This is a genomic window from Kosmotoga olearia TBF 19.5.1 (assembly GCF_000023325.1).
GTDB lineage: Bacteria > Thermotogota > Thermotogae > Petrotogales > Kosmotogaceae > Kosmotoga > Kosmotoga olearia.
Genome location: NC_012785.1, coordinates 1,285,583 through 1,308,347 on the forward strand (window position 1 = coordinate 1,285,583; position 22,765 = coordinate 1,308,347).

Here is a 22,765-nt window from a genome sequence, read left to right on the forward strand (position 1 = left end):
TTGATACGTTAACTTTGTGAGTGTTTAAGGCGTAGCCCTGCAGCCATTCACCCCAAGGTGCCATCTCTTGACCCTACCATTTTCTATCACTTTTGTATTTTGTCTATCGGATCAATACCTATGGAATTAAGCCATTCTATTGCAAATTCTCTTTGGAATTCATCTCTGAACTTAAGCCATGCTTGTCTATATTCTTCATGTAGGTCTAAGAATGCTCTGAATCTTGCGAAGGCGCCTTTCCCTTTTATTGTGTACAGCACTTTGGTTCTTAGTCTTTCATCTTCAATGTTGTACACAAATTCCTCCATCTTTTTATAAACAAGTCTTGAGGATAATTCGGGAATTTTCTTATACCTTCCGGATTCATCTTCCCATGCTATTTCGAACGCTTTTAAAGCAATTTCTCTGGTTACTTCGTCTTTATCCTTTAGCATTTCCATCAGCTCTTCTTTTTCTACATTAAAAATGTCAGGTGGTATCATATCGTCGCAAAAGTGGATTACTTCACCTGTTTCAGTATCAAGGTATTTGTATTCTTCGAAACCAAAAGAGCTGTGAAATGCCATTAAATCACCAACAAGCCCCACATCTACAGGTAATTTCTTCATATTCTCACACCCCTTAGCATAAAAAATAATTATTTTAGTTTCCAGTAGCAAGTTGTTAGTTTCTAGTTTTTGAACTTCCTACACCCTAGACTCTATACCCTAAATCTGTTCTTTTTTTAGTGCGTCGCAACCCTTATCTTCGCGAGCTTCTGACTTGTCATCCTGAACTTGATTCAGGATCTCGTACTTAAAAAATCCAGATTCTGGATAAAACACCTCCAGAATGACAGTTTTTACCCACTCCGAAGGAGTGCACACCCCTGACGTAGTCAGGCGTACCCCCAGCGCAGCTGGGCCCACCCACACGAAGCGTGCTCACCAGCTGCACAGCGGCCCTCTCGGTTCTCGGACTCTCGATTCTTACCAGGAGTTCGTGACAATTCCGAAGGGATTCGCGTCCGCTGCGAAGCAGCCTTCTCGGGCCTCGGCTCTCGGTTTTTTTGCATGCTGTGCCCCTACAATAACAATCCCGGATCTCGGTTACCGGGTTTTATACAGCATCTGCAAGCCTTCCTGGACGCAGTCCAGCACTTCCGTCGAAGGCGCGTGTCAACTGCGCAGCAGTTCTAATCAACCACAAAGTGGTTCCAAGCACCCGAAAGCGGCGCTCACGCCCAGCATCATTTGCGTCAGCGAATCCCGGCACAGCGACGCAGCCGCTTCATATATCTCTCCTCAAATCCTACATTTGTATCACCGTAAAATTCCGCGTTTTTTCTTGCCATTTCCAAAGCTTCTATATCTAAATCAGCGGTTATTAGTAAATCACCCTCATATTTTGGGGAGATAGCAACAACTCCATTTTTTCTTTCTGTCATCTCAATCGGCGCAAAGATGCCTGCTCTTCCCGTAAAGTGCATCCCGCCAAACCATCCGTTCAAAGAAGCCTTCACACCGTAGAGATATGTTTCCTGAACGCGTCCCCATATTCCTCTCAATGCCTTATAAACGTCGTATTCTTCGGCGTTTGCAATGGGAAGTATAACTACATCTGCCTCTTTTTTCGCTGCAATATAGAAAGTTTCGAAATACGTAGCATCCATACATACAGGCATTGCCAGCCTGCCGATAGGAGATTCAAAAATGTGAAGTTCATTGCCTCTGCTTAATCCCATTGCCTCTTCGAAATCGGTCAGGTGAAGCTTCTTCTGACGCCCGAGAATTTCACCGCTGTCCGAAATCAGTGTTCCTGCATTGAACAGCTTACCATTTTCCTCCAAAAAATAACTTCCCGTGTAGATATATATGCCGTACATCTCTGCAAGTTTCACCATTACACCTTCTAGGAGTCTCCGGGCCGGTTCAGATATGGCGAGGAAGGCTTCATAAATGAGAGGACTCACTCCTTTTTCATTTTCTTTTCTCTCTTCATTTCCTTCGGGAGTTTTTCTCATGAGCATGTTCAATATCTTAAATCCGGGAATGAGCATGAAAAGGTCAAACATATTATATTCGGGAAAGACAATCAGAGCACTACCGGAGCCCGCAGCTTCCCTGACAAAGCGGTGGAGATCCAACACATAATCATCTATTCTTCGCAACCCTTTTATACTTCTTTGGACGCACGAGACCCTGAACGAGATCTTCCTTACCAACGTGGGATGGATCCCGTCTAGCACTCGCAGAGCGCGTTTTAAGGTCAGTTTCTTCTCAAAAAATCTGCGCAGGAGTTTCAAAACAATTCCTCCCTCAGATAAAAATCAGTATTCAATTGCCTGAGGGGATCAAATACCCTTTTTGCTTTTTCACTGTCGAGCCCATCAAGCGAAACATCAAGGATAGCACCATCTCCCTTTTCGATAGCGAGAAGACCAGTTCCTCTCTCTGTTATTTCAAGTGGGGCATGGATTGCGGAGAGGCTGTGGAATTTCATCCTGTTCCACTCCCCCTTGAACCCGCTTTCAGCAGCAAAGAACAAATTCATCTGTACGTTCATCCACATTCCTGAAGCCTGTAGTGGAACACGAAAAACCTCTTTCCTTATTGCCATAGGTGTGAGCACAAGATCCACACCCTTGAGAGCAGCGTATCGGGGTACCTGAGGGTAAAACGCGTCTGTTGAAAGTACGATGGCTACCTTAAAACCATTTATTTCAACGATCTCAAGATCGTTTCCTCGTGAAAACCCTATCTCACGCTCCCAGGAAGACAGATATATCTGGTACTGCTTCAGAACAATCTCCCCATTCTTCATAATAAAGGACGCATGTTTTCCGTCTTCCATGCAGCTTCCAAAACATATATACATATCATCATAACTTTTAGAGAGGTGTGCAGCGGTAGAAAGAAAATCATCGAAGTAAAAACCTATAAGCGCCGGCATAACAACTAGCGTTGCACCCTGTGAGCGTTGCAAACATTTTTCCATAAATAGCTCTGCATCCTTTTTGCACTTTATATCATCTTCAACCACACATGAGACCACTCTCAATTTCCATTCCCCCTGGTGCTTTTAACAAGCTACGAACGAAGTGCCCAATTTTCCTTGTCAAAACGGCACCTATTTCAAGCTTTTCTGCTTTTCATTTGCTCTTTCAGTTTTTCCATCTTCTCGTCGAGAGAGGAAATATCCTTTTCAAAAAAGAAAGCGAGTACCAATATAATCGCACCACAGATGAACCAGAACGCGCTGGAAACCTTCATGGCTATTGCTAGACTTCCCAGAGAGACAGAAAGCGTACCACCCACGAGCTTACCAATACCGGTTCCCAGAGAATCCGTGAGATTGAATATGGAGAAAATCCTCCCTCTACTCTGTGGTTCATTCACATTCATGAGCATCATCTTTACGTTTGGACCAGTGTAGCTATCGAAGAGGGCAGCAACAAAACCAATGGACGAAACGAGTATGAATGATCCAGCTATAATGTTTTCCGAGAAAACGAAAATCGTCAAAATTGCACCTAAAATTGTTGTAATCCCTGATGCTACAGGAACAAGCCTTGGTGATTTATTGTACAGTTTTTGCCCCAACCAGCCTCCGATTAACATTCCAACGATATTTCCTGCACCGAATATAAGAAAAATGGTAGTGGCTTGCGAGGCGGAAAACCCCATTTCCCTTTTGAAATACTCCACCATAAAATACGGAATAGCACCCCATGGTATCGTTCCGGCGATCCCCTGGAAGAAGAGCAAGAGGTTTGTTTTAATCCTGAAGAGATCTAAATAATCTGAAAGTTTGACACCTTTTGGATAGGCATACCCCATTTGCACGAGATCCCCGATTCCTTTTTCCATCGCGCCCCGTGGTGGTTCCTTGAGAATAAAGAATCCAAGGCCTGCTAGTACGATGTTGGGAAGCGAGACCATAAGAAAGGGTATCCGCCAACCATATGCAGCACCAAAATAACCTCCGAAGATCATTCCCAGGATATTACCGATGGAAATTGAAAGTCCAAGTACGGCAGCAACCTTTCCTCTTTCATCTTTACCAAACATATCGCTAACAAAGGAAAACGCAATTGGAAAAGATGCACCCACCCCTATACCGGTAAGCGTACGCCACAAAAAGAGCTCGCCGAAGCTCCCGGAAAACGCGGACATAACACATGGAATCTCACCGATAAGAATGGAGTATATAAAAATCTTCTTTCTGTTGTATTTATCTGCTAGAAATCCCCAGACCAAACTGATAACAGCTCCGAGAACGGTAAAAGTAGAAGCGACAAGCCCGATTAGGGCGTCGTTGACGTCGAATTCCTCTTCTATGGCACCAATATTTGGTGCCATAACCATTTGATCAGCATTGAGAAAAATAAGAAGAATAGATAGAAAAATAACACTCCACCACTTGTTCATCTGCTTCCCCCCTTACTGCTATTAATTTGATTTTAACATTAACTATATAGCTACAACAAAAATGACGGAAGTTGTTGATGCTGGGCGACGTTTTACGTCGGATGTTTGAAGTCATTGACACTGGGAATCACCGTTAGAAAATGGGGACAGTACACAAAAGTACACGGTACTGTCCCCATTTTCTGAGCGTCAAGAGCATGAACTTCCAGGAGGTAGTCCATCAGTATTGCAGCTCAGCTGCCCTCCGCCAAAGACGCATGTTACCGACGAAGTAGGGCTTACCCTCCGAAAAACATAGGGGAAACAGTCAATCTCTAGATAGATGGCTCACTCTTTAGGAAATACAACAACGATTAACTCATTACAGCACATCTACACAAAACTCTGTAAGAATTCAATTTCAGTTTTCAACCGAGCATAGACAGAAAACAAATAATAGAACTGACGAATAATAGACGAACTGGAATATCCGCCGTTAGATACAGAAAGAGCGAAGCTGTTTTCTAACTGGTGAACCAGAAAAAGGTATCCGGACTCAACTACTTCAATCTCAAAGAAATGCTTCCTTAAAGTTTCAACGGCTTCTGACCTTTTTCAAAACAGCAACTCTCTTCCTGGCAGCAAATTCTGATAAGTATTTTGAATACTTCCTTAGTTAACTTTCAAGGTTCTTTTTCATTCTTAGGAACTCTTCCTCGTCGATCTCGCCTTTTGCATATCTTTCCTTTAGTATTTCCAGAGCTCTGTTGGAGGAGCGCTTTACATAACTACTGTTGTATCGATTGTCCGATAGCAACTTTTTAAGTGCAAATACCGTAACCGCGATTATTAGAACGAAAAGCACAGATGAAAAAATCATTCCGATCCATCCAAAACTGCCAAACCAACTTCCCCAGCTTGGCCATCCCCACCAATACCAACCATGCATCTTAATTACCTCCTCTTAGTTTTTTTAATTTATCAAGGTATTCTTCCTCACCGATTTCGCCTTTTGCGTACCGTTCCTTCAATATTTCAATAGCGCCTGCTTCATATTCAGATTCTCCATTGCTATTTCCCGGTAGTTTTCTGAAATAATCTGGCCTTATAAGAAGAACCAGTACTATTATGAAAAATAACCATCCAAAAAACATCATCACCATCACCTCTCAATGTAATACCCCCCTATGGGGAGGGGACATCTATATGATAGCATTTAACAGTTGGAGAAATAGTATCAGCTTTGTGAAGTATCGGTTAATTCCAGAAATCAAGATTATTTCCTGATTCTTTTGAGCATAAGAAACCAAAGGGCGTAAGCGCTTGAGGTAAGCACGCCTGAAATCAAAAGACTAAAATAGAAATTTTTCATCCATTTGAGAAATATTGGCATAGCGATGAAAAATATCAGCGAAGGAATAACCATAAGAAAGATGTCGTGAGAGAGAGTTGAGATGAGTTCTGTGTCGCGCTTTTCAATATAAAGCCAGATCATTGCCAATATTGAAGTTAAGGGCAAAGAAGCTAATACACCAGCTACCAAAGAATACCTTTTCGCAACTTCAGAAATAAAAAAAACCAGGACAGCTGTTATCAGTATCTTGATCACAGAATACAATACAGTACTCATGCTAACACTCCTATTCCCCTATTGTAAAGCCTACAAGAAAGGTTGAACATGGAAAGTTCAACAACAAGCAACTTATGAATTCCCTTCATAACATATCTAACCAACTGACAGTTCTCTTTAAAATTATACTAAAAGCAAAGTGAAAAACCAACCAAAAATGTGGGAATTAAAGGGTGTTTGACACTATTGAGTCGAACAATTCCGTGATTGATAGAGCTCTTTTCAGGAGAGTAACGACGGTAAATATATTCCCGCGAAGCGTGAACTCAATAGGCGTTTATGGAGCGATGTTCAAATTCCGTTCCTGGATAGTGTATTTAGCGCAAACTTGTGCCCCTGTAGTGAGGATGCTAATCTCTTAAAACGATAGATTCTAAAGAGTGGATAAATCGTGTGCTGGAATGGAATAATCTAGAAGTTGCCTTTCTTCCTGAGCAGTATTTCAAATGCGAAACTATTTTTTCCGGATATATTTTCTCAATGCTAGGAATAACAGGAATGTTCAGCGCCGTTCCATATGAGGTATTTCCTGATAATCAGAAAGATGTTGCAAAATCTAAGGGTCTTAAAAGTGAAGCACTCAAAATATTTATGATTCTATGATTTAGATGTGTAATTTTTTCTATATAGTATTGAGGGATCTGGTTTGAGAATTCTGGATGAGAATTTCAAATGGAACAAGTCGCATTATATTTTTCAAACATCGCTCATGGGATTTTCCGTAATGGGCATTTTATTCTTACTGGACGCTATTTCTGAAGCAGCGGTGATAGCGTCCTTTGGTGGCAGCTCTTTCATAGTTTTTACTATAACTCATAAAAAAGCTTCCAGACCCAGATACCGAACATCCTCCCGGAGTCGTGCTTGCTCTTGGACTTATGCTTGATGGATTTGATATCAGGACAGCCATTATAACCCTTCTGACTCTGATATTGCTGAGTGTTATTAAAGAGATATTGAAATCTCTGTGGATAGACCTGTTTTGAGACTTTAGTAAAGAGCTCCTTCGCAAACAATTCTATTTTCGTTTTATTCCACACAAAGTCAAGGTCTTCCAGAAAAAAACAGCGGTTTCTTACAGCCTTGCAAACGTTGCTCTATCTATTGACAGCGTTGCAAGCCTCGCTCTATCAACCGTCGCTTTTCCTTGGCCTCCCATGTTTCCTTCTTTTCAATGAAATACCAATGTACCGCAGTGGACTGTCCCCATTTTCCAGGGACAACTGCGCAGCAGTTCTAATCAACCACGAAGTGGTTCGAAACAACTCCGAAGGAGTTCGTATCACCGGTGAAGCCGGTCGTAACAATCCCGAAGGGATTCGTATCTGCCGCGCAGCGGCTTTCTCGGTTCTCGGACTCTCGGTTCTCGAATCACAAGTTCTATGACTCAAAACTTGAGATAATTTCTTTTAATTTTTTCCTGAGAGATCTATAAGAAAGGTATTGTTGTCCTATCGCAAAATTTTTCTCCACTCTCCTGCTGTATTCAGTTGAGTCTTTTAAGAGTTTGATTGTTTCCTTTGCAGCTTCAACGATTTTTTCTCTTGGAATTTCTACATAGCTTGTGCCTTTTCTTTTGGTGTACTGTGTTCCAAGACTAATCACTTCAAAACCGAGTGGTTTGATATCTGTCAGATATACGGGATATTCAAAGACAATCATATTCTTTTTTGCAAAAAGACCCTCGAGGAACTGGTTACCCCAGCCCTCAAGAATACTGGGGTAGGTTATCATGTCAGCAACCACGTACATGTCCCAGAGTGAGTATTTCTTTCCGGCAGCATTATTTTGTCTTTCAGCTTCCATTATTTCGTTGCACCATATGATTTCAACTTTCTCCTTATCAGCAACCTTTCTTAGAAAATCCACATAGTTGGTAGCAGTTTCAATGAGGCCTGGCATTAACATCAAGATTTTGCCATTGGGGGTAAACTCACGGCCGTCATACAATGTTCCATAGAGTTCCTGACGTCTCCTGTTTACCTCACCAACGACTTCAATTGCGAGTTCTATGGCTTTTCTGTCTGTTACACGTGTTGCCTGTAAAAACACTATATCATTGGATGAAATACCCAACTTTTCTCTTAGGTCTTTGTTAAACTCATCTGGTTTCCATAGAGGTTGGTCAAAGTCGAAGACATTGGGGACAACCGTCGAATCCAGTCCTTTTCGTTTGAGAAGTTCTTCTTTCGCTATTTTATTGATCACTACCTGTTTTATGTTTTCATCCTTTGGAGGGTAATATTCATCGAGGTATTCTTTGATAAACTTGCAGGTTGGTTTGCTCAAGGCTTGTCTTTCCCAGTAGAAATCGTGGTTATGTGCTATTACTTTCAATCCAAGCTTTCTGATAACTCGCGCGAATGCTATCGTGACAGAAAATGCCACCCCCAGAGAGAAAATATTGTTTGGGATTAGAAGCTCTATGTTGTTTTCTTTTACAGCTTTGATGAGCTTTTCTTCAATCAACTTTGCTTCTTTCAAGATATCTTCTTTGAACTCCTCTTCACTTTTGTAATCTTTCAGCTTTCTATAGGCATTATTTTCTATTTTTTTAAAGCGTTCACTATGAAAACTCATCTCTGGAATGTAGATTTCGCCATAGTCAGGTGTGCCGGAGATAAAAAAGACCCTGTGCCCCATATCTTCAAGAACCCTTCTCCACTTTTCCATCTCCAGTGAAACACCATCAGTTTCGCCTACTCTGTAATGTGCAAGACCAATGTTCATCCGGACAACTCTCCTTTTTCGTTATTTTATTTGATTTTCAATCTTTCTTCTGTTTCAATATCGAAGAACATGATTCGTTCCTCGTCAAAGGAAATATCGATAGTTTCATCTGGCGAGTACTTTGGGAAAGAAGGCGCTACGATCTTTATTATTTCCCCATTTAGTTCGATGGCCACAATCTGGTGAGAGCCCTGAGGTTCGACAACGAGTACCTTTTCTCTGAAGACAGCATTCCCACTATTTATCTGTATACTTTCAGGCCTGATCCCCATGATCAAACGATCCTTATTATAGTCTTTAAGATATGTAAGTAACTGGCCGTTAAGTTTAAAACTGAATGAAGGGTGTACGAGAAAGATCTCTCCCTTTTCTCGTTTTAATTCCATCTCAAAGAAATTTGTTGCCGGAGTGCCAATGAAACCGGCAACAAAAACATTGACACTGTTGAAATAAACTTCATCCGGCGTGCCTATCTGCACGATCTTTCCATCCTTCATGATCACAATTCTGTCAGCCATACTCATAGCCTCGGATTGGTCATGAGTTACAAAAATTGTTGTAGCCTCTGTTTTGTGATGGATTGCTTTCAGCTCGGTTCTCATGCGAACCCTTAGCTTTGCATCAAGATTTGACAGAGGTTCATCCATAAGGAACAGTTTTGGTTTGACGGCAATAGCCCTGGCCAGAGCAACTCTTTGTCTTTGACCACCTGAAAGCTGGCGTGGAAATCTCTCGAGATACTCAGAAATATTAACCAGCTCTGCCACATCACGAACAATTTTATCAATTTTGGATTTTTCCATCTTTCTTAGCTTAAGAGCAAAGGCGATATTTTCATAGACGGACATATGAGGCCACACAGCATAACTTTGAAAGACCATAGAAACATTCCTCTTTCGTGGAGGCATATCGGTAACATCTTCTCCGTCTATGAGAACCCTCCCTTCCGTAACTTCTTCCAAACCGGCTATCATCCTGAGGGTTGTAGTTTTACCACAACCGGATGGACCAAGAAAGACTATGAACTCTTTGTCGTTAACCTTAAGGTTTACATCCCTGGCGCCCCAAACGCTCTTACCGTATCTTTTGGAAAGATTTATAAGTTCAAGCGTAGCCATATACTCAGCTCCTTTTCCATAATTTTCTTAAACTCTTACCCCACCCCACATCTGAAGGATATATCTTCTTATGATCATAGTAAAAAGTACGGCGGGGAAAGCGAGGGTTACTCCTCCAGCAGCAACAAGGTTTATCATACCCTTTGTTCCCACGAGTGTCTGATAAATAACAACAGGGAACGTAGGTTTGAACTGGGTTAAAACTATGGCCTGCGCTGTTTCTGACCAGCTACCGATAAAAGCATACATGGCGCTGGCAGCCAAACCGGGGAGTGCTAAAGGCAGCGTAACTCTTAAGAAAGCTCCCAAACGAGATGTGCCAAACACCTGTGCTGCTTCTTCGAGTTCCACTGAAATTCCCATAAAGATGCTTGCAGTAATCCACGTGGTCATACCAATCTGGCCTACCGAATAAACCAGGGATAAACCTATGGGTTTGTCATAGAAACCCATTTGAGCAAGTATTATGACCATAGGCATGGCTATAGCTATCCCGGGGAACATCCTGACAAAGAGAACACTTAATTTCAGTAGATTTTTTCCCTTAAATACGTATCTTGCAAATGCATAGCCAGCCATACCACCTATGGTAAGAGAAATAAGAACGGTCAATAACGCTACTTGAATGCTTCTTATAAGTGCACCTACGGAATCCGAAGTTACCCTGAAAAAAGTAATGTAGCTGGCAAAAATGTTTTTACGTACCTTAAATGTAACCCCACTTATAGATTGGAGTTCCTTCTTCAAAGTCTTTATTTTTTCTTCTACCAGAATTTTTTCCTGTTGCTTTTCCTGAAGCTGATTTTGAAGATTCTCGCGTAGTTCCTGGAAAGTTTCATCCTCCGGGTCAAAAAGTTTTAAATTCTGATGTATCTTGACGATCTCTCTGTTAAGCCTGTTTATTGCCAGAATCTCACGTTTCATCTGAGTTTTAAGCTCGTTTATTCTTTCTTCATTTTGGGTTACCAACGTTTCGAGTTCGCTTATTTTCTCTTCGAGAAGTTTTTTTGGGATTTTACTACCTGTCTTTCTGTCAATGAAATTTATCATCTTGTCAAGGTCATTTGCTTCAGATATATTGATGAAATCTTCCTGGGATTTACTGTACACACTCATAAGAAAACCGTCCGGGAGATTGTCGGATTTCTGAAGTAAGAAAGTATTTGAAAAAGCTGGAGCCAAAGCTATAGGCCAATCATATGCTTCCTGGTCTGACATAAATGAAATGGAAACGAGAAAATATATGGGGAGAACAATAACAGTGGCAATTCCGGCAACGAATATATAGAAAATAGTACTTGATATGATTTTTTTTGTACTTTTCCTTCTTGCCATCAGGCTTCCTCCTTTTTGAAGGCTCCCGAGACCTTCAAATAGAGTATGGCAACAACTGAAACTAATGCGGCAACTATGACTGAATATGCAAGGGCGATTCTATAAAATCCCATGATTTCTTCTTTGTAAAAGACAACTTCTTCAAGCAGGACGGGGATCCGCCTGTAACCATAAATCATAACGATGATCAACCAGACTTGAATAGCAGAGATAATTCTCAGTATCAAAGCCGTTTGAATACTTGGCTTGAGCATAGGCATTGTTATTTTTTTCAAAACCGTAGGCTTATTGCCCCCAAAAACATAACCAGCTTCAATTGATTCCTTTGGAATTCCCTGTAACCCGGCAAGTAAAATGACCATCATAAATGGAATAACCTGCCATGCGTCTATCAAAATAATAAGCATTAGAGATTGAAACTCATTTCCCGCGAGAAAGGGGATTTTACCATCTGCTGCTATCAAACCGAGTCTATACAAGAGACTATTGACCCAGCCGTAGGTAGCAAAACCACTGGACCACATAGCTCCGACTGCTGTGGCAGGTAATGCCATAGGAATGAGCGCAAGCGAAAGGAAAATACCTGCTCCTTTGAATTTTTTATTTATGAGCAAAGCCAGTCCCAGTGCAACAATAAACTCGAGTGTGACAGAAATAGCAACAAAAATCCCTGTATTAATAAGCGCTTTCAAGAAATACGGATCAGTGAATATGGTTTTATAGTTAGCGAGTGTAAGCTGGTTGCTTCCCTCTTCAAAAAAGCTGTAGAAAACAGCCGTTAGAACAGGCCTCAACCAGAAAATAGCGTAATAAATAATTGTAGGTGCTATCAAAAGATAGGGGATATATCTTTTAAACTTCACCGCTGTGATAATCATCACCACCTAGCTTGTACAATTCCAAAATAAGGGGGACTAAAAGTCCCCCGTTGTATAACAGTGACGACTCTAAGGGTTATTTCCTGAGAGCGTCAATTCTGAGCTGCATGATCTCAAGGTATTGAGGATTAAAGATACCTTTCATAATCATATTCTTGAAAATGTCGTCGTAAACGAGCTTAACCTGGCCCCAGTCTTTCCAGAGAGGAGCGATGTAGGAAAGAACTCCAGTTTTCATGACCATGATTGACTTCTTAATAACTTCATCCTCAACAGTGTCACCAAGGTAATTAATAGCTTCTTCAACTGTGGGTATAAAGCCGCCGGTTCCCTTGCTGACCTTCAACATGATGTCTGGCCTGGTTATGTATTCCAGGAATTTGACAGCAAGGTCATAATGCTTTGTTCCCTTTACAATGGCTAGACCGCTGGTACCGGCAACGGATCCTCTTCCGGCGGGACCTTTAGGAACAGGAGCAATAATGAAGTTTGTGGGGTCATTTTTATAGACTTCACCGATTCTTGCGTTATGTGCAGCTGCTAGCCAGGCTTCTCCTCTCTTTAAAGGAGGTCTAACATCGTCGTAAGTCATGACAGCAGGTGGAAATGCATCTGCCATTTTACTCAACAGATAAAAGGCCGCCATCGCGCCGGGGTTATCGAGGTTTGGCCAGTCCGCACCATAGGAAAGACATACTGCACCAGCCTGGTAAATGAAGGATTTCATTGGGACACCGGTAACGGCAAATTTTCCTTCACCCTCACCGATGGCAATAGCATTAGCCCATTCAGCAACTTGTTCCCAGGTTAAATCCTGAATATCAGCACCTTCTGGTAAGTAAGGAAGAGCCTTTTTGTTAGCGATGAACAGATAAACATCGGCGCCAATGGGAAGAAAGTATCTTTTACCGTCGAAGATGGTCATGGAATCAAGACCTTTAGAGAAATGCCTATCGGTCCACTGGGAAACAATATCTGTAAGATCGACAACATACCCATTTTTAACCCATTCTGGCATTTTCGCAGCATAGGCAATAACGACGTCCGTCGTTATATTGCCTGTTTGCTGCTGCAGTTTAACCTGTTCAAGAATCTTTTGATCATCAAGAGTGGAGAACTTAACCTCAACACCGTACATCTCTTCAAAAGGCTTGATGATCTCATTGATGACAAATTCCTTTTCTGATGGTGGTGTCCAGAGTCTTGAAACAACAACTAGCGTTTCCTTACCAAAAGCAAAAGCTGCAATAGCAACGAGCACAAGAACAAGAAGAAGCTTTTTCATACTTAGATTCCCCCCTTTTCAAAAGGTGATTAAAGACAACGTTGTCATTTGTGGCACAAAATAAGCTTACTCCTATGAAGTAATTCGAACAAACACGATTATCGGTAATAATAGGTAAATATTGGCAAATAGACCTTTGTGTGCTTTGATATTACTATTATTTGAATGTGGCGAAATTTCATACTTTTTTTAATTTATACTATAATAATGTGATCGACGATGATAATGTTGTCATAAAAGGGGGAGTCTTATGAAAAAAGTTACCATAACAGATATTGCGAAACTTACTGGCTATTCTATAAAAACCGTTTCGCGGGTAATTAACAACGCCCCTAATGTCAAAGAAGAAACACGTAGAAAAATTTTACGCGTTATCGAGGAGCATAATTATAGTGTAAACCTTCTCGCGAAAGCCCTAAGAAACAGCGAGACCAGAACGGTGATCCTTTTTATCGATAGAAGAATGGGTGAGTACTGGAATGAATGGCATGACCTCATGTTAAAAAGTCTCATGGTTAAGTTTAGAAATAGAGGTTACAAAGTTATTCTCTCTCCATCCTCCGGTGAAGAGACGATAAGTGATGACACCGATGGTTTCCATTTACTTAAAAGTGGGCTTGCCGATGGCGCTATCATGTTTGATGTAATATCGGAAGATTGCAGAGTTAGATATTTAAGAGCGAACAATATTCCCTTTGTAATTATCGGAAAGGACAAGGATTTTTCCGATACAACTTTTGTAGACCTTGACAACTATCTTGTGGGGTATATTGGAGCGGAATACCTTATAAACAAAGGTTATGAAAATATAGCTCTATTTCTGGGGCCAAAAGTTTTTAACGTCAATCGCGAGAGGGCTCAGGGATTCGAAGAAGCCTGTGAAAAGCATGGAATAGCTCATAGCGTTTTTTATGGGTTATCCACTATAAAAAGAGTCTATGAAAAAACCCACGAACTACTGGACAAAAGTATCGTGGATGCATTCTTTATCTCTGGAGATGCCAAAGTACTTGGAGCTTATAGAGCCATTCGAGAAAAAGGATTAAAGATTCCGGAAGATGTTGCTGTTCTTGGAATAGACAATCTGCCCTCTAGTGAATACATGTACCCGCCTTTAACTTCTATCGACCAAAATGTCGAAAAATTCTCTGACCAGGCAGTTAATCTTTTGATAGAGATGATGCATTCAAAGAAGAAATCACCAAAGAGGATAATCCTGCCGCCCAGAATAATTGAAAGGCAATCAGTATGAAAGGATGTTGTATGTGAAGTTGTTAAAGGATGTAAATCACAATGGAACCAGATTGGATTATTCAGACTACTTAAAATATCTTGAAGGTGAAAAAAATTCTTCTCTAAGGTTTTTACAGGAACAAACACACTGGCCAATAATTCCGGATCTTACAAAAAAAGTAACCAAAAGTGGAACATACCGTCCTTTCAGAGGGGACACGTTGATATTTCCTGTAAAAGAACGAGAAGCCTTTGTAGAAATCCAGCGAAAACTTTACCGGGATGTTGGTGAATCACTTGCGGCCCCTCTGGATCCAGAATATTTTCATATTACTTTGCATGATTTAAATAATGAAATTGATATCCATAACAAGAACAAGCTCAGTGAGCTCATGAGTCGTTCGGGAAATGATGTCAAAAGACTTTTTAAAAAGCTAGCTACTTACTTCAAAAAGTATCCAGATCAGGAGAAAATAAAGCTAAAAGCTATTGGATTCATAGGGCCTCCAATCGGTATAGCAGTTCTTTTTGCCCCTTCAGGAGAGAGGGATTTCAAATTGCTCCTGAACCTCTTTAATACCTTTCAAAGCATTGTAAACCTTGTAGATCCATTGAAACCACACCTGAGCCTGGGTTACTTTCTCCCTGAAGAACCTACTAAAGAAATAAAGTTACAAATTTCAAAAGCGCTTTCGACAACTCCAAAGATTGAGCTGGAGCTGGATATTGCTGAGCTCGAATACTCCGAATTCACCGATATGAACCACTACACAACGAAGTTTAAGTTAAAGGATTTTGGATAAACTTATCTCGGCTAAGAATCTTGAAAAGCGAGAATAGAGAAAATCCGAGAACCGATGACTGAGAACCAAGAACCCAGAAGGCAAGAACGTTTAGACCTGTCATTGTTTTTGAACTTTCTAACCCCTAGACCTTATACCCATTTTTTATCCAAGCTCTAGTCTCCAACATCCAATCTCGCTTTTTTGTTCTTCCTGCTGTAGGCGTCTTGCAAGCGTCACACTATCAGCTGACAGCGTCCGCAAGCCTCAACCTCGTGAGCGTCAACGTCGTGAGCCTCCTGAGCGCAGCTCAGCACTTTCGCCGCATAGCAGCCCTCTCGCCTTCTCGGATCTCGGACTCTCGAAGTTTTTTTGGTGTACTGTCCCCATTTTCCAGGGACAACTGCGCAGTAGTTCTAATCAACCATGAAGTGGTTCGCACCAGTGGCGTATCCAGTCGTAACAATCCCAAAGGGATTTGTATCTGCCGCGCAGCGGCTTTCTCGGTTCTCGGATTCTCGGATCTCGGATTTTTATCAGCGTCTGCGAGCCTCAACCTCGTGAGCGTCAACGTCGTGAGCCTCCTGAGCGCAGCTCAGCACTTCACAGCTTAGCTGCTTTCCGCCGCAGGCGCACATCAACTGCGAAGCAGTTCGAGACAACCACGAAGTGGTTCGCACCACTGGCGTAGCCGGTCGTAACAATCCCAAAGGGATTCGTATCCGCCGCGCAGCGGCTCTCTCGGTTCTCGGACTCTCGGATTCTCGTATTCTTATCAGGAGTTCGTATCACCGGTGAAGCCGGTCGTAACAATCCCGAAGGGATTCGTATCCGCTGCGAAGCAGTTCGCCCCACTAGCACAGTTAGTATTGGAAAACGAGCTTGCCCTCTATAAAGACTTTCTCTGCCTTTGCTCTGAAGTCGAAGGGATGGTGACTCCAGATGACTACGTCCGCATCCTTGCCAGGTTCAAGCGAACCGATACTGGATTCCATCCCCAGTATTTTTGCCGGGTTTATGGTTACCATCTTCAGGAGATCTTCTTCTTTTGCACCATATCTAAGTGCAGTGCCAAGCTGAATATTGGTAAACTCAAGAGGTATTACCGGATGATCGCACATCATGGCTGCAAGGATGCCCTTCTCATTTATAATTCTGACAGACTCGTAGCTCATGTCTTTCAGCTCGAGCTTAGTTCTGAAACCGAAAATTGGGCCCAGAATCAGGGGTACGTTCTTCGCTTTAATATAGTCGGCGATTTTGTAAGCCTCAGTAGCATGTTCGATAACCAGGTTGAAACCGAATTCTTCGGATATCCTGATCGCCGTGAGGATATCATCCATCCTGTGGGCATGTATTCTGGCTGGTATTTCTTTCTTGAGAACTTTCTCGCCTGCCTCTAACTGCAGATCTATGTCGGTGAATTCTTCCCCATTGGAAAGTGCCTTTTCTTTCTTCTGCATGTAGTTCTTTACCTTCTGGAAGTACTGTCTTATTATCGCAGCTATACCCAGCCTGGTCCCGGGTTGCTGCTTTCTCTCTCGTCCATAAACCCTCTTGGGATTCTCACCGGTTGCCATCTTCAGCCCCGCAGGAGCTTTTACAACCATTTCATCCACTATTCTGGAACGGAATTTGAAGATTGCTCCCTGACCACCTATGGGGTTGGCGCTTCCAGGGAATACATTTACCGTTGTTACTCCTCCGGAAAGAGCCCTATCAATTGCGGGGTCGTTGGGGTAGAAGGCGTCAAGCACCCTGACTTCAGCGGTAACGGGGTTTGTCTTCTCGTTGCCATCCTGGTAAAGCTCTTCGCTTACTCCCTCTTCAAAGACACCGATATGAGAATGCGCATCAACAAAACCGGGAAAGATAAATTTTCCGGAAACGTCAATGATTTCAGCATTACTGTTTTTTAATTGCTCGCCTATGGCCTTGATTTTACCATCAACTATCAACAGGTCGCCCTTGAAGGGACTCGATGTAATTGGATAAATTGTACCGTTTTTAAATAGAATTTCCATAGTTCCACCTCCAAAAAATCTGGAAACAAGAAATTTCCAAGTAAATAGGCTGGTTTCAAGATGGAAAGTATCGCAATAATACAAATTCTAGTTATGCATTATAAGGCATTTGCCACTCCAGCTATACGATCCCATTCTAACAAATAAATAGTACGTAAAGCAAATTAATTTCCAGCGAATAGGTAAAAAACCGGGAGCCGAGATAGCAGCTGCGTTGCTGACATAAAAAACAGGGCACAGCATGCTGTATAAAACTCGAGAACCGAGAGTCCGAGAATCCGAGAAGGTAAGACGACCAATGGCAAAGTATAGTAACCAGAAAGGGCAGAACATGTTCTGCCCCTACATTAGAAAACAACGTTTTTTTACAGTCTTTCAAGTGTTAACATTGTGAGCGTCGGCCGCAGCAAGCGTCGTATTATCGATTGTCAGCGCTGCAAGCCTCAACGTCGTGAGCCTCCTGAGCGCAGCTCAGCACTTTCTCAGCGAAGCGGCACTCTCGAATCCCTATTCTTCAATGTTTTTAATGATTTCTTCTGCAAATTCCGTGGTTTTAAGAGGCTCTACACCTTTCTTTCTTGCGAGATCTATGGTCATCTTCCCGTCCATTATAGTTTTCTCAACAGCTTTTCTTATAATACTTCCAACTTCTTTCCATCCAATATAATCGAACATCATAGCACCGGATAATATCAAGGATGTTGGGTTTGCTATTTCCTTTCCAGCAAGTTGCGGTGCTGTACCGTGTGTTGGTTCAAACAAAGCCACAAAATCTCCTATGTTTGCACCAGGAACTAACCCTATACCACCAACCTGAGCTGCAACAGCATCAGACAGATAATCTCCATTCAGGTTAGGGAGGAGCATTATATCGTACTCCGAAGGTTCTAAGAGTATCTGCTGGAACATGTTATCCGCTATTCTATCTTTTACGATCAATTTTTCAGATACGGGCTCATTTAACTCTCTCTCCGAAACCACTTTGCCTTCAAATTCATTCAAAGCCACTTCATAAGCCCATTCTACAAAAGCGCCCTCTGTGTATTTCATTATATTTCCCTTATGGACTATGGTGACACTCTTTCTGCCATTTTCCAGGGCGTATTGAATAGCTTTTCTCGTAATTCTCTTCGTAGCGAATTCACTTATGGGCTTCAATCCAAGTCCTGAATCGCCTCTAATTTCCAGATTAAACGTATCTCTTAAAAAGTCGATAACCTTTTTCGCTTCTTGTGAGCCTTTTTTCCATTCTATTCCAGCGTACACGTCTTCCGTGTTCTCACGGAAAATTACCACATCTAAAAGTTCCGGGTGCTTAACTGGAGCTGGAACTCCTTTTATCCATTTGACAGGCCTTATACATGCATACAGATCCAGAACCTGCCTGAGCTTCACATTAAGGCTCCTGTATCCCCTTCCGACCGGGGTGGTCAAAGGTGATTTTATAGAAACAACATGACTCTTAATAGCTTCTATTGTTTCTTCAGGAAGTGGATCACCAAAGATTTCTATAGCCTTTTCACCTGCATATATTTCCTTCCATACGACTTTTCTTTTCCCTGCATAAACACGAGAAATTGCTGAATTCCACACCAACATCGCAGCCCTCATTATTTCGGGCCCTATTCCATCACCTGCTATATATGGGATTATGGGATTATTTGGAACCAAAATACTGTTGTTTTCTACCTTTATTTTCTGTCCTTCCAAGGCGAATCACTCCACAAAGTAGTCTCCAAACTCTTTTATGTAATTTCTTATTCCACCTTTTTCTACGATCTTCAATATAAAATCTGGCATGGGGTTAAATCTGTAAGTTTTCCCTTTGGTGAGGTTCTTGACGATTCCATTTCTAAGATCGACCTCTATTACATCGCCTTCGTCTATTTCATCGGTTTCCTCAATTTCTACCAAAGGAAGTCCTATATTTATAGAGTTCCTGTAAAATATCCTGGCAAAGGATTTCGCTATTATGCACGAAATTCCGGCAAGTTTTATTATCCTGGGCGCATGTTCCCTGGAAGATCCCATTCCAAAGTTTTTTCCAGCGACTATAATGTCCCCTTTTTTTACTATTTTTGGAAAATCTTCTCTCGCATCTTCAAGTACATGTTTTGCGAGTTCTGGAAGATTGGTGCGTAAATGAAAATATCTTCCAGGCGCTATATGATCTGTTGAAATATCATCACCGAATTTCCACACTTTCCCTTTAATAATCAATTGTATCTCCCCCTTATGCAAGGAACTTCCTTGGGTCGGTGATTTTGCCGGTTATAGCTGAAGCTGCAGCGGTTGCTGGAGAAGCAAGAAATATTTCAGCTTTTGGATTTCCCATTCTTCCTTTGAAATTTCTATTTTGGGTCGATAGAACCCTTTCTCCATCCCCAAGAACCCCCTGATGAACCCCCACACAGGGTCCGCATCCTGGTGCAAGCACTGTTGCGCCGCTTTCCACAAAGATCTTAATCAGACCTTCTTCTAAGGCTTTTAGATAGACCTCTTTTGATGCAGGTATAACTATTAACCTCACATCAGGATGCTTTTCTCTGCCCTTTAAAATCGAAGCTGCCACCCTCAAATCTTCGAGTCTTCCATTTGTACAGGTACCTATGAATACCTGATCTATCTTGATACCTTCAACTTCGCTGATACTCTTAGTGTTATCGACAGTGTGAGGAAGTGCAACCGCCGGTTCAAGATTGGATACATCTATTTCATAGATTTTTTCGTAAACCGCATCAGGATCAGATTTTATTTCTCTGTAATCTGATTCCCTACCATAAGCTCTTAGGAATGCTCTTGTTTTCTCATCCGGGGCTATTATTCCTGATTTCGCTCCTGCTTCAATTGCCATATTGGTTATGGTGAATCTTGCTTCCTGTGAGATCTGCTCTATAACCTCTCCCTCAAATTCCATTACTTTGTAATTCGCACCGTCAGCTCCAATGAGACCAATTATGTGTAAAATTATATCCTTTGAAAAAACTCCATCAGGAATTTTTCCATTCAAAACAAATTTCAAGCTCGCCGGGACTTTTAGCCATACTTTCCCTAGTCCGAAAGCGAGTGCAACATCTGTTGATCCCATCCCGGTAGCAAACGCTCCAAGAGCACCAGAAGTGCATGTATGAGAATCGGCACCAACAACAAGGTCACCAGGCTTCACATACTTCTCAACAAGTATTTGGTGCGATACTCCCTCACCTATATCCGAAAGAATGGCTCCTGTCTTTTTCGAAAAATCTCTCAATTTCTTTTGTGCGTTTGACAATTCTTTTCGCGGACTCGGTGAGGCATGGTCTATAAAAAGAATGGAATTCGGGGCTTTAAGAACGTCAAACCCCATTGTGCAGAACTCATCAACAGCCAGAGGACCGGTTCCATCTTGAACCATGGCTATATCTACCTTAGCAACAACGATATCTCCAGAATTCACGTCTCTTCCAACATGTTCGGATATTATTTTTTCGGCGATGGTTTTCCCCATTTTTCACTCCCTCGCTTCCAAAGGTATGTATTCAGCGTTCATAGGTCCAACATAGACGCCGCACGGTCTTATTATCTTATTTGATTTGGTATATTCGATAACATGAGCTGTCCAGCCTACTACACGTGCTATAGCGAATATAGCTGTATAGATCTCTTTTGGGAAACCAAGCAGTTTGTAAACTATCCCGGAATAAAGGTCAACATTCGGGAATATTTTCTTATGTGCAAGTTTCTCCACAACGACCTTCTCGAGTTTTTCGGCTATCGGGAAATATTTGGCGTCGTTCATTTTCAACGAAAGCTTTCTCGCGTATTCCTTTAGAACTTTTGATCTTGGGTCATAAGTTTTGTACACCCTGTGACCAAACCCGGGAATTTTCCTTTTTTCTTTCAAAGCCTTTTCAACATAGCTCTCCACATTCTCTGGAGTGCCTATCTCTTCTATCATGTCTATCACTTTCTCATTGGCTCCTCCATGCAGAGGACCTTTTAGGGCTCCGATCGCCCCCGTGATCGAAGAGTACATATCAGATAATGTTGAGGCGATTACCATGGCTGTGAAAGTGGAAGCGTTCAGCCCTTGCTCTGCATGCAGTATTAATATCGAATTCATGAGTTTTGAGATTTCTTCATCAGGCTTTTCTCCGGTTATCATGTAATAAAAATTAGACGCGTGATCCAGGGTTTTATCAGGTGGTACAGGCTTCATCCCTCTTGATAGCCTGTAGTGGTAAGAAACTATTGTTGGCAGCTTGGCTGTTATTCTCGCTGCTCTTTGAAGTTCGTCGTGTGAAGCTTGAAGATCCTCGAAAACGCCGAACAGCGAGACGCAGCTCCTCAAAACATCCATTGGATGAGCCTTATTCGGTAATCTGGCAATATGATCTTCTATTTCGGGATGTATGTCCCGGCTATCTGCCATGAATCTTATAAGGTCATCCAACTCTTTTCTATTCGGCAGATACCCAAACCACAGGAGAAAAGCAACTTCTTCAAATGAAGCTTTTTCCGCAAGAACTTCCACAGGGATTCCCCTGTAGACTAATCTTCCCTTTTCGCCATTTATGTAGCTCAAGGATGTTTCAGCAATTGCTACATTTTCCAGACCTTTGAAAATTTTTACGCCTTCAAAAGAAGTCATGCAACTCCTCACTTTCCCCACATATGATTATTTCATTAATTATCGGCTTTAAAATACTAAGAACACTCAAAAATGAAGCAAAATGACACCAAAATTTCACAAAATAATTGATATTACATTATTTCTAGTAGAATTTAGCGATTTACTCCGAATAGCGCAATATATATACTGGTTTTACTGGTTATTGTGAGTTATTTTATCACAATCATGATGGTTTATCATAATTGGAAGATTGAAAAAAATGTGAACAGTCCCCATTTTCATATTACCGGTTGCTGGGTGTAGAGCAATCCTCTCGGGTTCTATTCCGCCGTATGCACGTGTCATCGACAAAGTCGGTCGAGATAACTGCGCCGGACTTACCCACACGAAGCGTGTTTACCAGTTCTCTATTTTTCAAGCCGCAAAGCAACCCTTTCGCTTTTTGATTTTTACGTACAACGCACAACGTACAACCGACAACGGTTTTTATCGCTGCGCAACAGTTCGCAACAACTACGAAGCAGTTCGGGTCAACTCCAAAGGAGTTCGTATCACCGGCGAAGCCGGTCGTATCAATCCCGAAGGGATTCGTATCCGCCGCGCAGCGGCTATCTCGGTTCTCGGCTTTTTATCAGCGTCTGCGAGCCCCAACCTCGTGAGCGTCAACGTCGTGAGCCTCCTGAGCGCAGCTCAGCACTTCACAGCTTAGCTGCTTTCCGCCGCGCAGCGGCTCTCTCGGTTCTCGGACTC

Annotated in this window: 21 protein-coding genes; 4 read left to right on the plus strand and 17 right to left on the minus strand. The window is 42.0% G+C overall.

Features of this window, described 5'->3' with window-relative positions; translation table 11 throughout:
* Window positions 1–86 precede the first annotated feature (86 nt).
* The 7 genes from KOLE_RS06095 to KOLE_RS06130 form a co-directional block, all read right to left on the minus strand.
* The gene (locus KOLE_RS06095; RefSeq protein WP_015868564.1) at window positions 87–608 is read right to left on the minus strand and encodes a UPF0158 family protein; all 522 of its coding nucleotides are present in this window, start codon (window positions 606–608) and stop codon (window positions 87–89) included.
* Between the two features lie 629 nt (window positions 609–1,237).
* Window positions 1,238–2,284, minus strand: a complete 1,047-nt coding sequence (locus KOLE_RS06105; RefSeq protein WP_015868565.1) for a nitrilase-related carbon-nitrogen hydrolase — start codon at window positions 2,282–2,284, stop codon at window positions 1,238–1,240.
* Entirely contained in the window at window positions 2,281–3,033 is a 753-nt protein-coding gene (locus KOLE_RS06110) for a carbon-nitrogen hydrolase family protein (RefSeq protein WP_420170100.1), read from the minus strand. The genes KOLE_RS06105 and KOLE_RS06110 overlap by 4 nt, the downstream gene beginning before the upstream one ends.
* 80 nt (window positions 3,034–3,113) lie before the next feature.
* On the minus strand, window positions 3,114–4,409 hold the full coding sequence (locus KOLE_RS06115; protein ID WP_015868567.1) for an MFS transporter: 1,296 nt from the start codon (window positions 4,407–4,409) through the stop codon (window positions 3,114–3,116).
* A 655-nt stretch (window positions 4,410–5,064) separates the two neighbouring features.
* Window positions 5,065–5,337: an SHOCT domain-containing protein gene (locus tag KOLE_RS06120; protein WP_015868568.1), complete on the minus strand. Its 273-nt coding sequence runs from the start codon at window positions 5,335–5,337 to the stop codon at window positions 5,065–5,067.
* Window position 5,338: 1 nt separating this feature from the next.
* Window positions 5,339–5,545, minus strand: coding sequence for an SHOCT domain-containing protein (locus tag KOLE_RS06125; RefSeq protein WP_049753258.1), 207 nt, complete (start codon window positions 5,543–5,545; stop codon window positions 5,339–5,341).
* Between the two features lie 119 nt (window positions 5,546–5,664).
* Window positions 5,665–6,018, minus strand: coding sequence for a DUF3147 family protein (locus KOLE_RS06130; RefSeq protein WP_015868570.1), 354 nt, complete (start codon window positions 6,016–6,018; stop codon window positions 5,665–5,667).
* 393 nt (window positions 6,019–6,411) lie between these two features.
* Here KOLE_RS06130 and KOLE_RS06135 point away from each other — a divergent pair, with 393 nt between their 5' ends.
* Together KOLE_RS06135 and KOLE_RS11825 are read left to right on the plus strand one after the other, a co-directional pair.
* Entirely contained in the window at window positions 6,412–6,621 is a 210-nt protein-coding gene (locus KOLE_RS06135) for a hypothetical protein (protein WP_015868571.1), read from the plus strand.
* A 257-nt stretch (window positions 6,622–6,878) separates the two neighbouring features.
* Window positions 6,879–7,004 carry a hypothetical protein gene (locus tag KOLE_RS11825; RefSeq protein ID WP_272940767.1) on the plus strand — a complete coding sequence of 42 codons (126 nt, stop codon included), beginning with the start codon at window positions 6,879–6,881 and terminating at the stop codon, window positions 7,002–7,004.
* A gap of 394 nt (window positions 7,005–7,398) precedes the next feature.
* Here the strand turns inward: KOLE_RS11825 and KOLE_RS06145 are convergent, their stop codons facing one another.
* The 5 genes from KOLE_RS06145 to KOLE_RS06165 form a co-directional block, all read right to left on the minus strand.
* Window positions 7,399–8,748, minus strand: a complete 1,350-nt coding sequence (locus KOLE_RS06145) for a glycosyltransferase family protein (RefSeq protein WP_015868572.1) — start codon at window positions 8,746–8,748, stop codon at window positions 7,399–7,401.
* A 26-nt stretch (window positions 8,749–8,774) separates the two neighbouring features.
* A complete protein-coding gene (locus tag KOLE_RS06150; protein WP_015868573.1) occupies window positions 8,775–9,866 on the minus strand; it encodes an ABC transporter ATP-binding protein in 1,092 nt (363 codons plus the stop codon).
* Between the two features lie 27 nt (window positions 9,867–9,893).
* Window positions 9,894–11,201: a carbohydrate ABC transporter permease gene (locus KOLE_RS06155; RefSeq protein WP_015868574.1), complete on the minus strand. Its 1,308-nt coding sequence runs from the start codon at window positions 11,199–11,201 to the stop codon at window positions 9,894–9,896.
* Window positions 11,201–12,079, minus strand: a complete 879-nt coding sequence (locus KOLE_RS06160; protein WP_015868575.1) for a carbohydrate ABC transporter permease — start codon at window positions 12,077–12,079, stop codon at window positions 11,201–11,203. Before KOLE_RS06160 ends, KOLE_RS06155 begins: the two co-directional genes overlap by 1 nt.
* Before the next feature lie 76 nt (window positions 12,080–12,155).
* Window positions 12,156–13,364, minus strand: a complete 1,209-nt coding sequence (locus tag KOLE_RS06165) for an ABC transporter substrate-binding protein (RefSeq protein ID WP_015868576.1) — start codon at window positions 13,362–13,364, stop codon at window positions 12,156–12,158.
* Between the two features lie 250 nt (window positions 13,365–13,614).
* Here KOLE_RS06165 and KOLE_RS06170 point away from each other — a divergent pair, with 250 nt between their 5' ends.
* Window positions 13,615–14,616: a LacI family DNA-binding transcriptional regulator gene (locus KOLE_RS06170; protein ID WP_015868577.1), complete on the plus strand. Its 1,002-nt coding sequence runs from the start codon at window positions 13,615–13,617 to the stop codon at window positions 14,614–14,616.
* A 13-nt stretch (window positions 14,617–14,629) separates the two neighbouring features.
* Window positions 14,630–15,400: a hypothetical protein gene (locus KOLE_RS06175; protein WP_148207998.1), complete on the plus strand. Its 771-nt coding sequence runs from the start codon at window positions 14,630–14,632 to the stop codon at window positions 15,398–15,400.
* 842 nt (window positions 15,401–16,242) lie between these two features.
* Here KOLE_RS06175 and KOLE_RS06185 read toward each other — a convergent pair.
* The 5 genes from KOLE_RS06185 to KOLE_RS06205 form a co-directional block, all read right to left on the minus strand.
* Complete coding sequence (locus KOLE_RS06185) at window positions 16,243–17,403, minus strand: amidohydrolase (RefSeq protein WP_015868580.1); 1,161 nt, start codon at window positions 17,401–17,403, stop codon at window positions 16,243–16,245.
* 507 nt (window positions 17,404–17,910) lie between these two features.
* Window positions 17,911–19,113 carry an isocitrate dehydrogenase (NADP(+)) gene (gene icd / locus KOLE_RS06190; RefSeq protein ID WP_015868581.1) on the minus strand — a complete coding sequence of 401 codons (1,203 nt, stop codon included), beginning with the start codon at window positions 19,111–19,113 and terminating at the stop codon, window positions 17,911–17,913.
* Between the two features lie 6 nt (window positions 19,114–19,119).
* On the minus strand, window positions 19,120–19,620 hold the full coding sequence (locus tag KOLE_RS06195) for a 3-isopropylmalate dehydratase small subunit (protein WP_041288941.1): 501 nt from the start codon (window positions 19,618–19,620) through the stop codon (window positions 19,120–19,122).
* Between the two features lie 16 nt (window positions 19,621–19,636).
* Window positions 19,637–20,890, minus strand: a complete 1,254-nt coding sequence (locus tag KOLE_RS06200; protein ID WP_015868583.1) for a 3-isopropylmalate dehydratase large subunit — start codon at window positions 20,888–20,890, stop codon at window positions 19,637–19,639.
* Window positions 20,891–20,893: 3 nt separating this feature from the next.
* On the minus strand, window positions 20,894–22,033 hold the full coding sequence (locus KOLE_RS06205; protein WP_015868584.1) for a citrate/2-methylcitrate synthase: 1,140 nt from the start codon (window positions 22,031–22,033) through the stop codon (window positions 20,894–20,896).
* Between the last annotated feature and the right edge of the window lie 732 nt (window positions 22,034–22,765).

Bases quoted from the DNA above. Each gene is read 5' to 3' on its own strand.
- KOLE_RS06095 (WP_015868564.1), bottom strand. From the start codon at position 608: ATGAAGAAATTACCTGTAGATGTGGGGCTTGTTGGTGATTTAATGGCA.
- KOLE_RS06115 (WP_015868567.1), bottom strand. From the start codon at position 4,409: ATGAACAAGTGGTGGAGTGTTATTTTTCTATCTATTCTTCTTATTTTT.
- KOLE_RS06120 (WP_015868568.1), bottom strand. From the start codon at position 5,337: ATGCATGGTTGGTATTGGTGGGGATGGCCAAGCTGGGGAAGTTGGTTT.
- KOLE_RS06125 (WP_049753258.1), bottom strand. From the start codon at position 5,545: ATGATGTTTTTTGGATGGTTATTTTTCATAATAGTACTGGTTCTTCTT.
- KOLE_RS06130 (WP_015868570.1), bottom strand. From the start codon at position 6,018: ATGAGTACTGTATTGTATTCTGTGATCAAGATACTGATAACAGCTGTC.
- KOLE_RS06145 (WP_015868572.1), bottom strand. From the start codon at position 8,748: ATGAACATTGGTCTTGCACATTACAGAGTAGGCGAAACTGATGGTGTT.
- KOLE_RS06150 (WP_015868573.1), bottom strand. From the start codon at position 9,866: ATGGCTACGCTTGAACTTATAAATCTTTCCAAAAGATACGGTAAGAGC.
- KOLE_RS06155 (WP_015868574.1), bottom strand. From the start codon at position 11,201: ATGGCAAGAAGGAAAAGTACAAAAAAAATCATATCAAGTACTATTTTC.
- KOLE_RS06160 (WP_015868575.1), bottom strand. From the start codon at position 12,079: ATGATTATCACAGCGGTGAAGTTTAAAAGATATATCCCCTATCTTTTG.
- KOLE_RS06165 (WP_015868576.1), bottom strand. From the start codon at position 13,364: ATGAAAAAGCTTCTTCTTGTTCTTGTGCTCGTTGCTATTGCAGCTTTT.
- KOLE_RS06170 (WP_015868577.1), top strand. From the start codon at position 13,615: ATGAAAAAAGTTACCATAACAGATATTGCGAAACTTACTGGCTATTCT.
- KOLE_RS06185 (WP_015868580.1), bottom strand. From the start codon at position 17,403: ATGGAAATTCTATTTAAAAACGGTACAATTTATCCAATTACATCGAGT.
- KOLE_RS06200 (WP_015868583.1), bottom strand. From the start codon at position 20,890: ATGGGGAAAACCATCGCCGAAAAAATAATATCCGAACATGTTGGAAGA.
- KOLE_RS06205 (WP_015868584.1), bottom strand. From the start codon at position 22,033: ATGACTTCTTTTGAAGGCGTAAAAATTTTCAAAGGTCTGGAAAATGTA.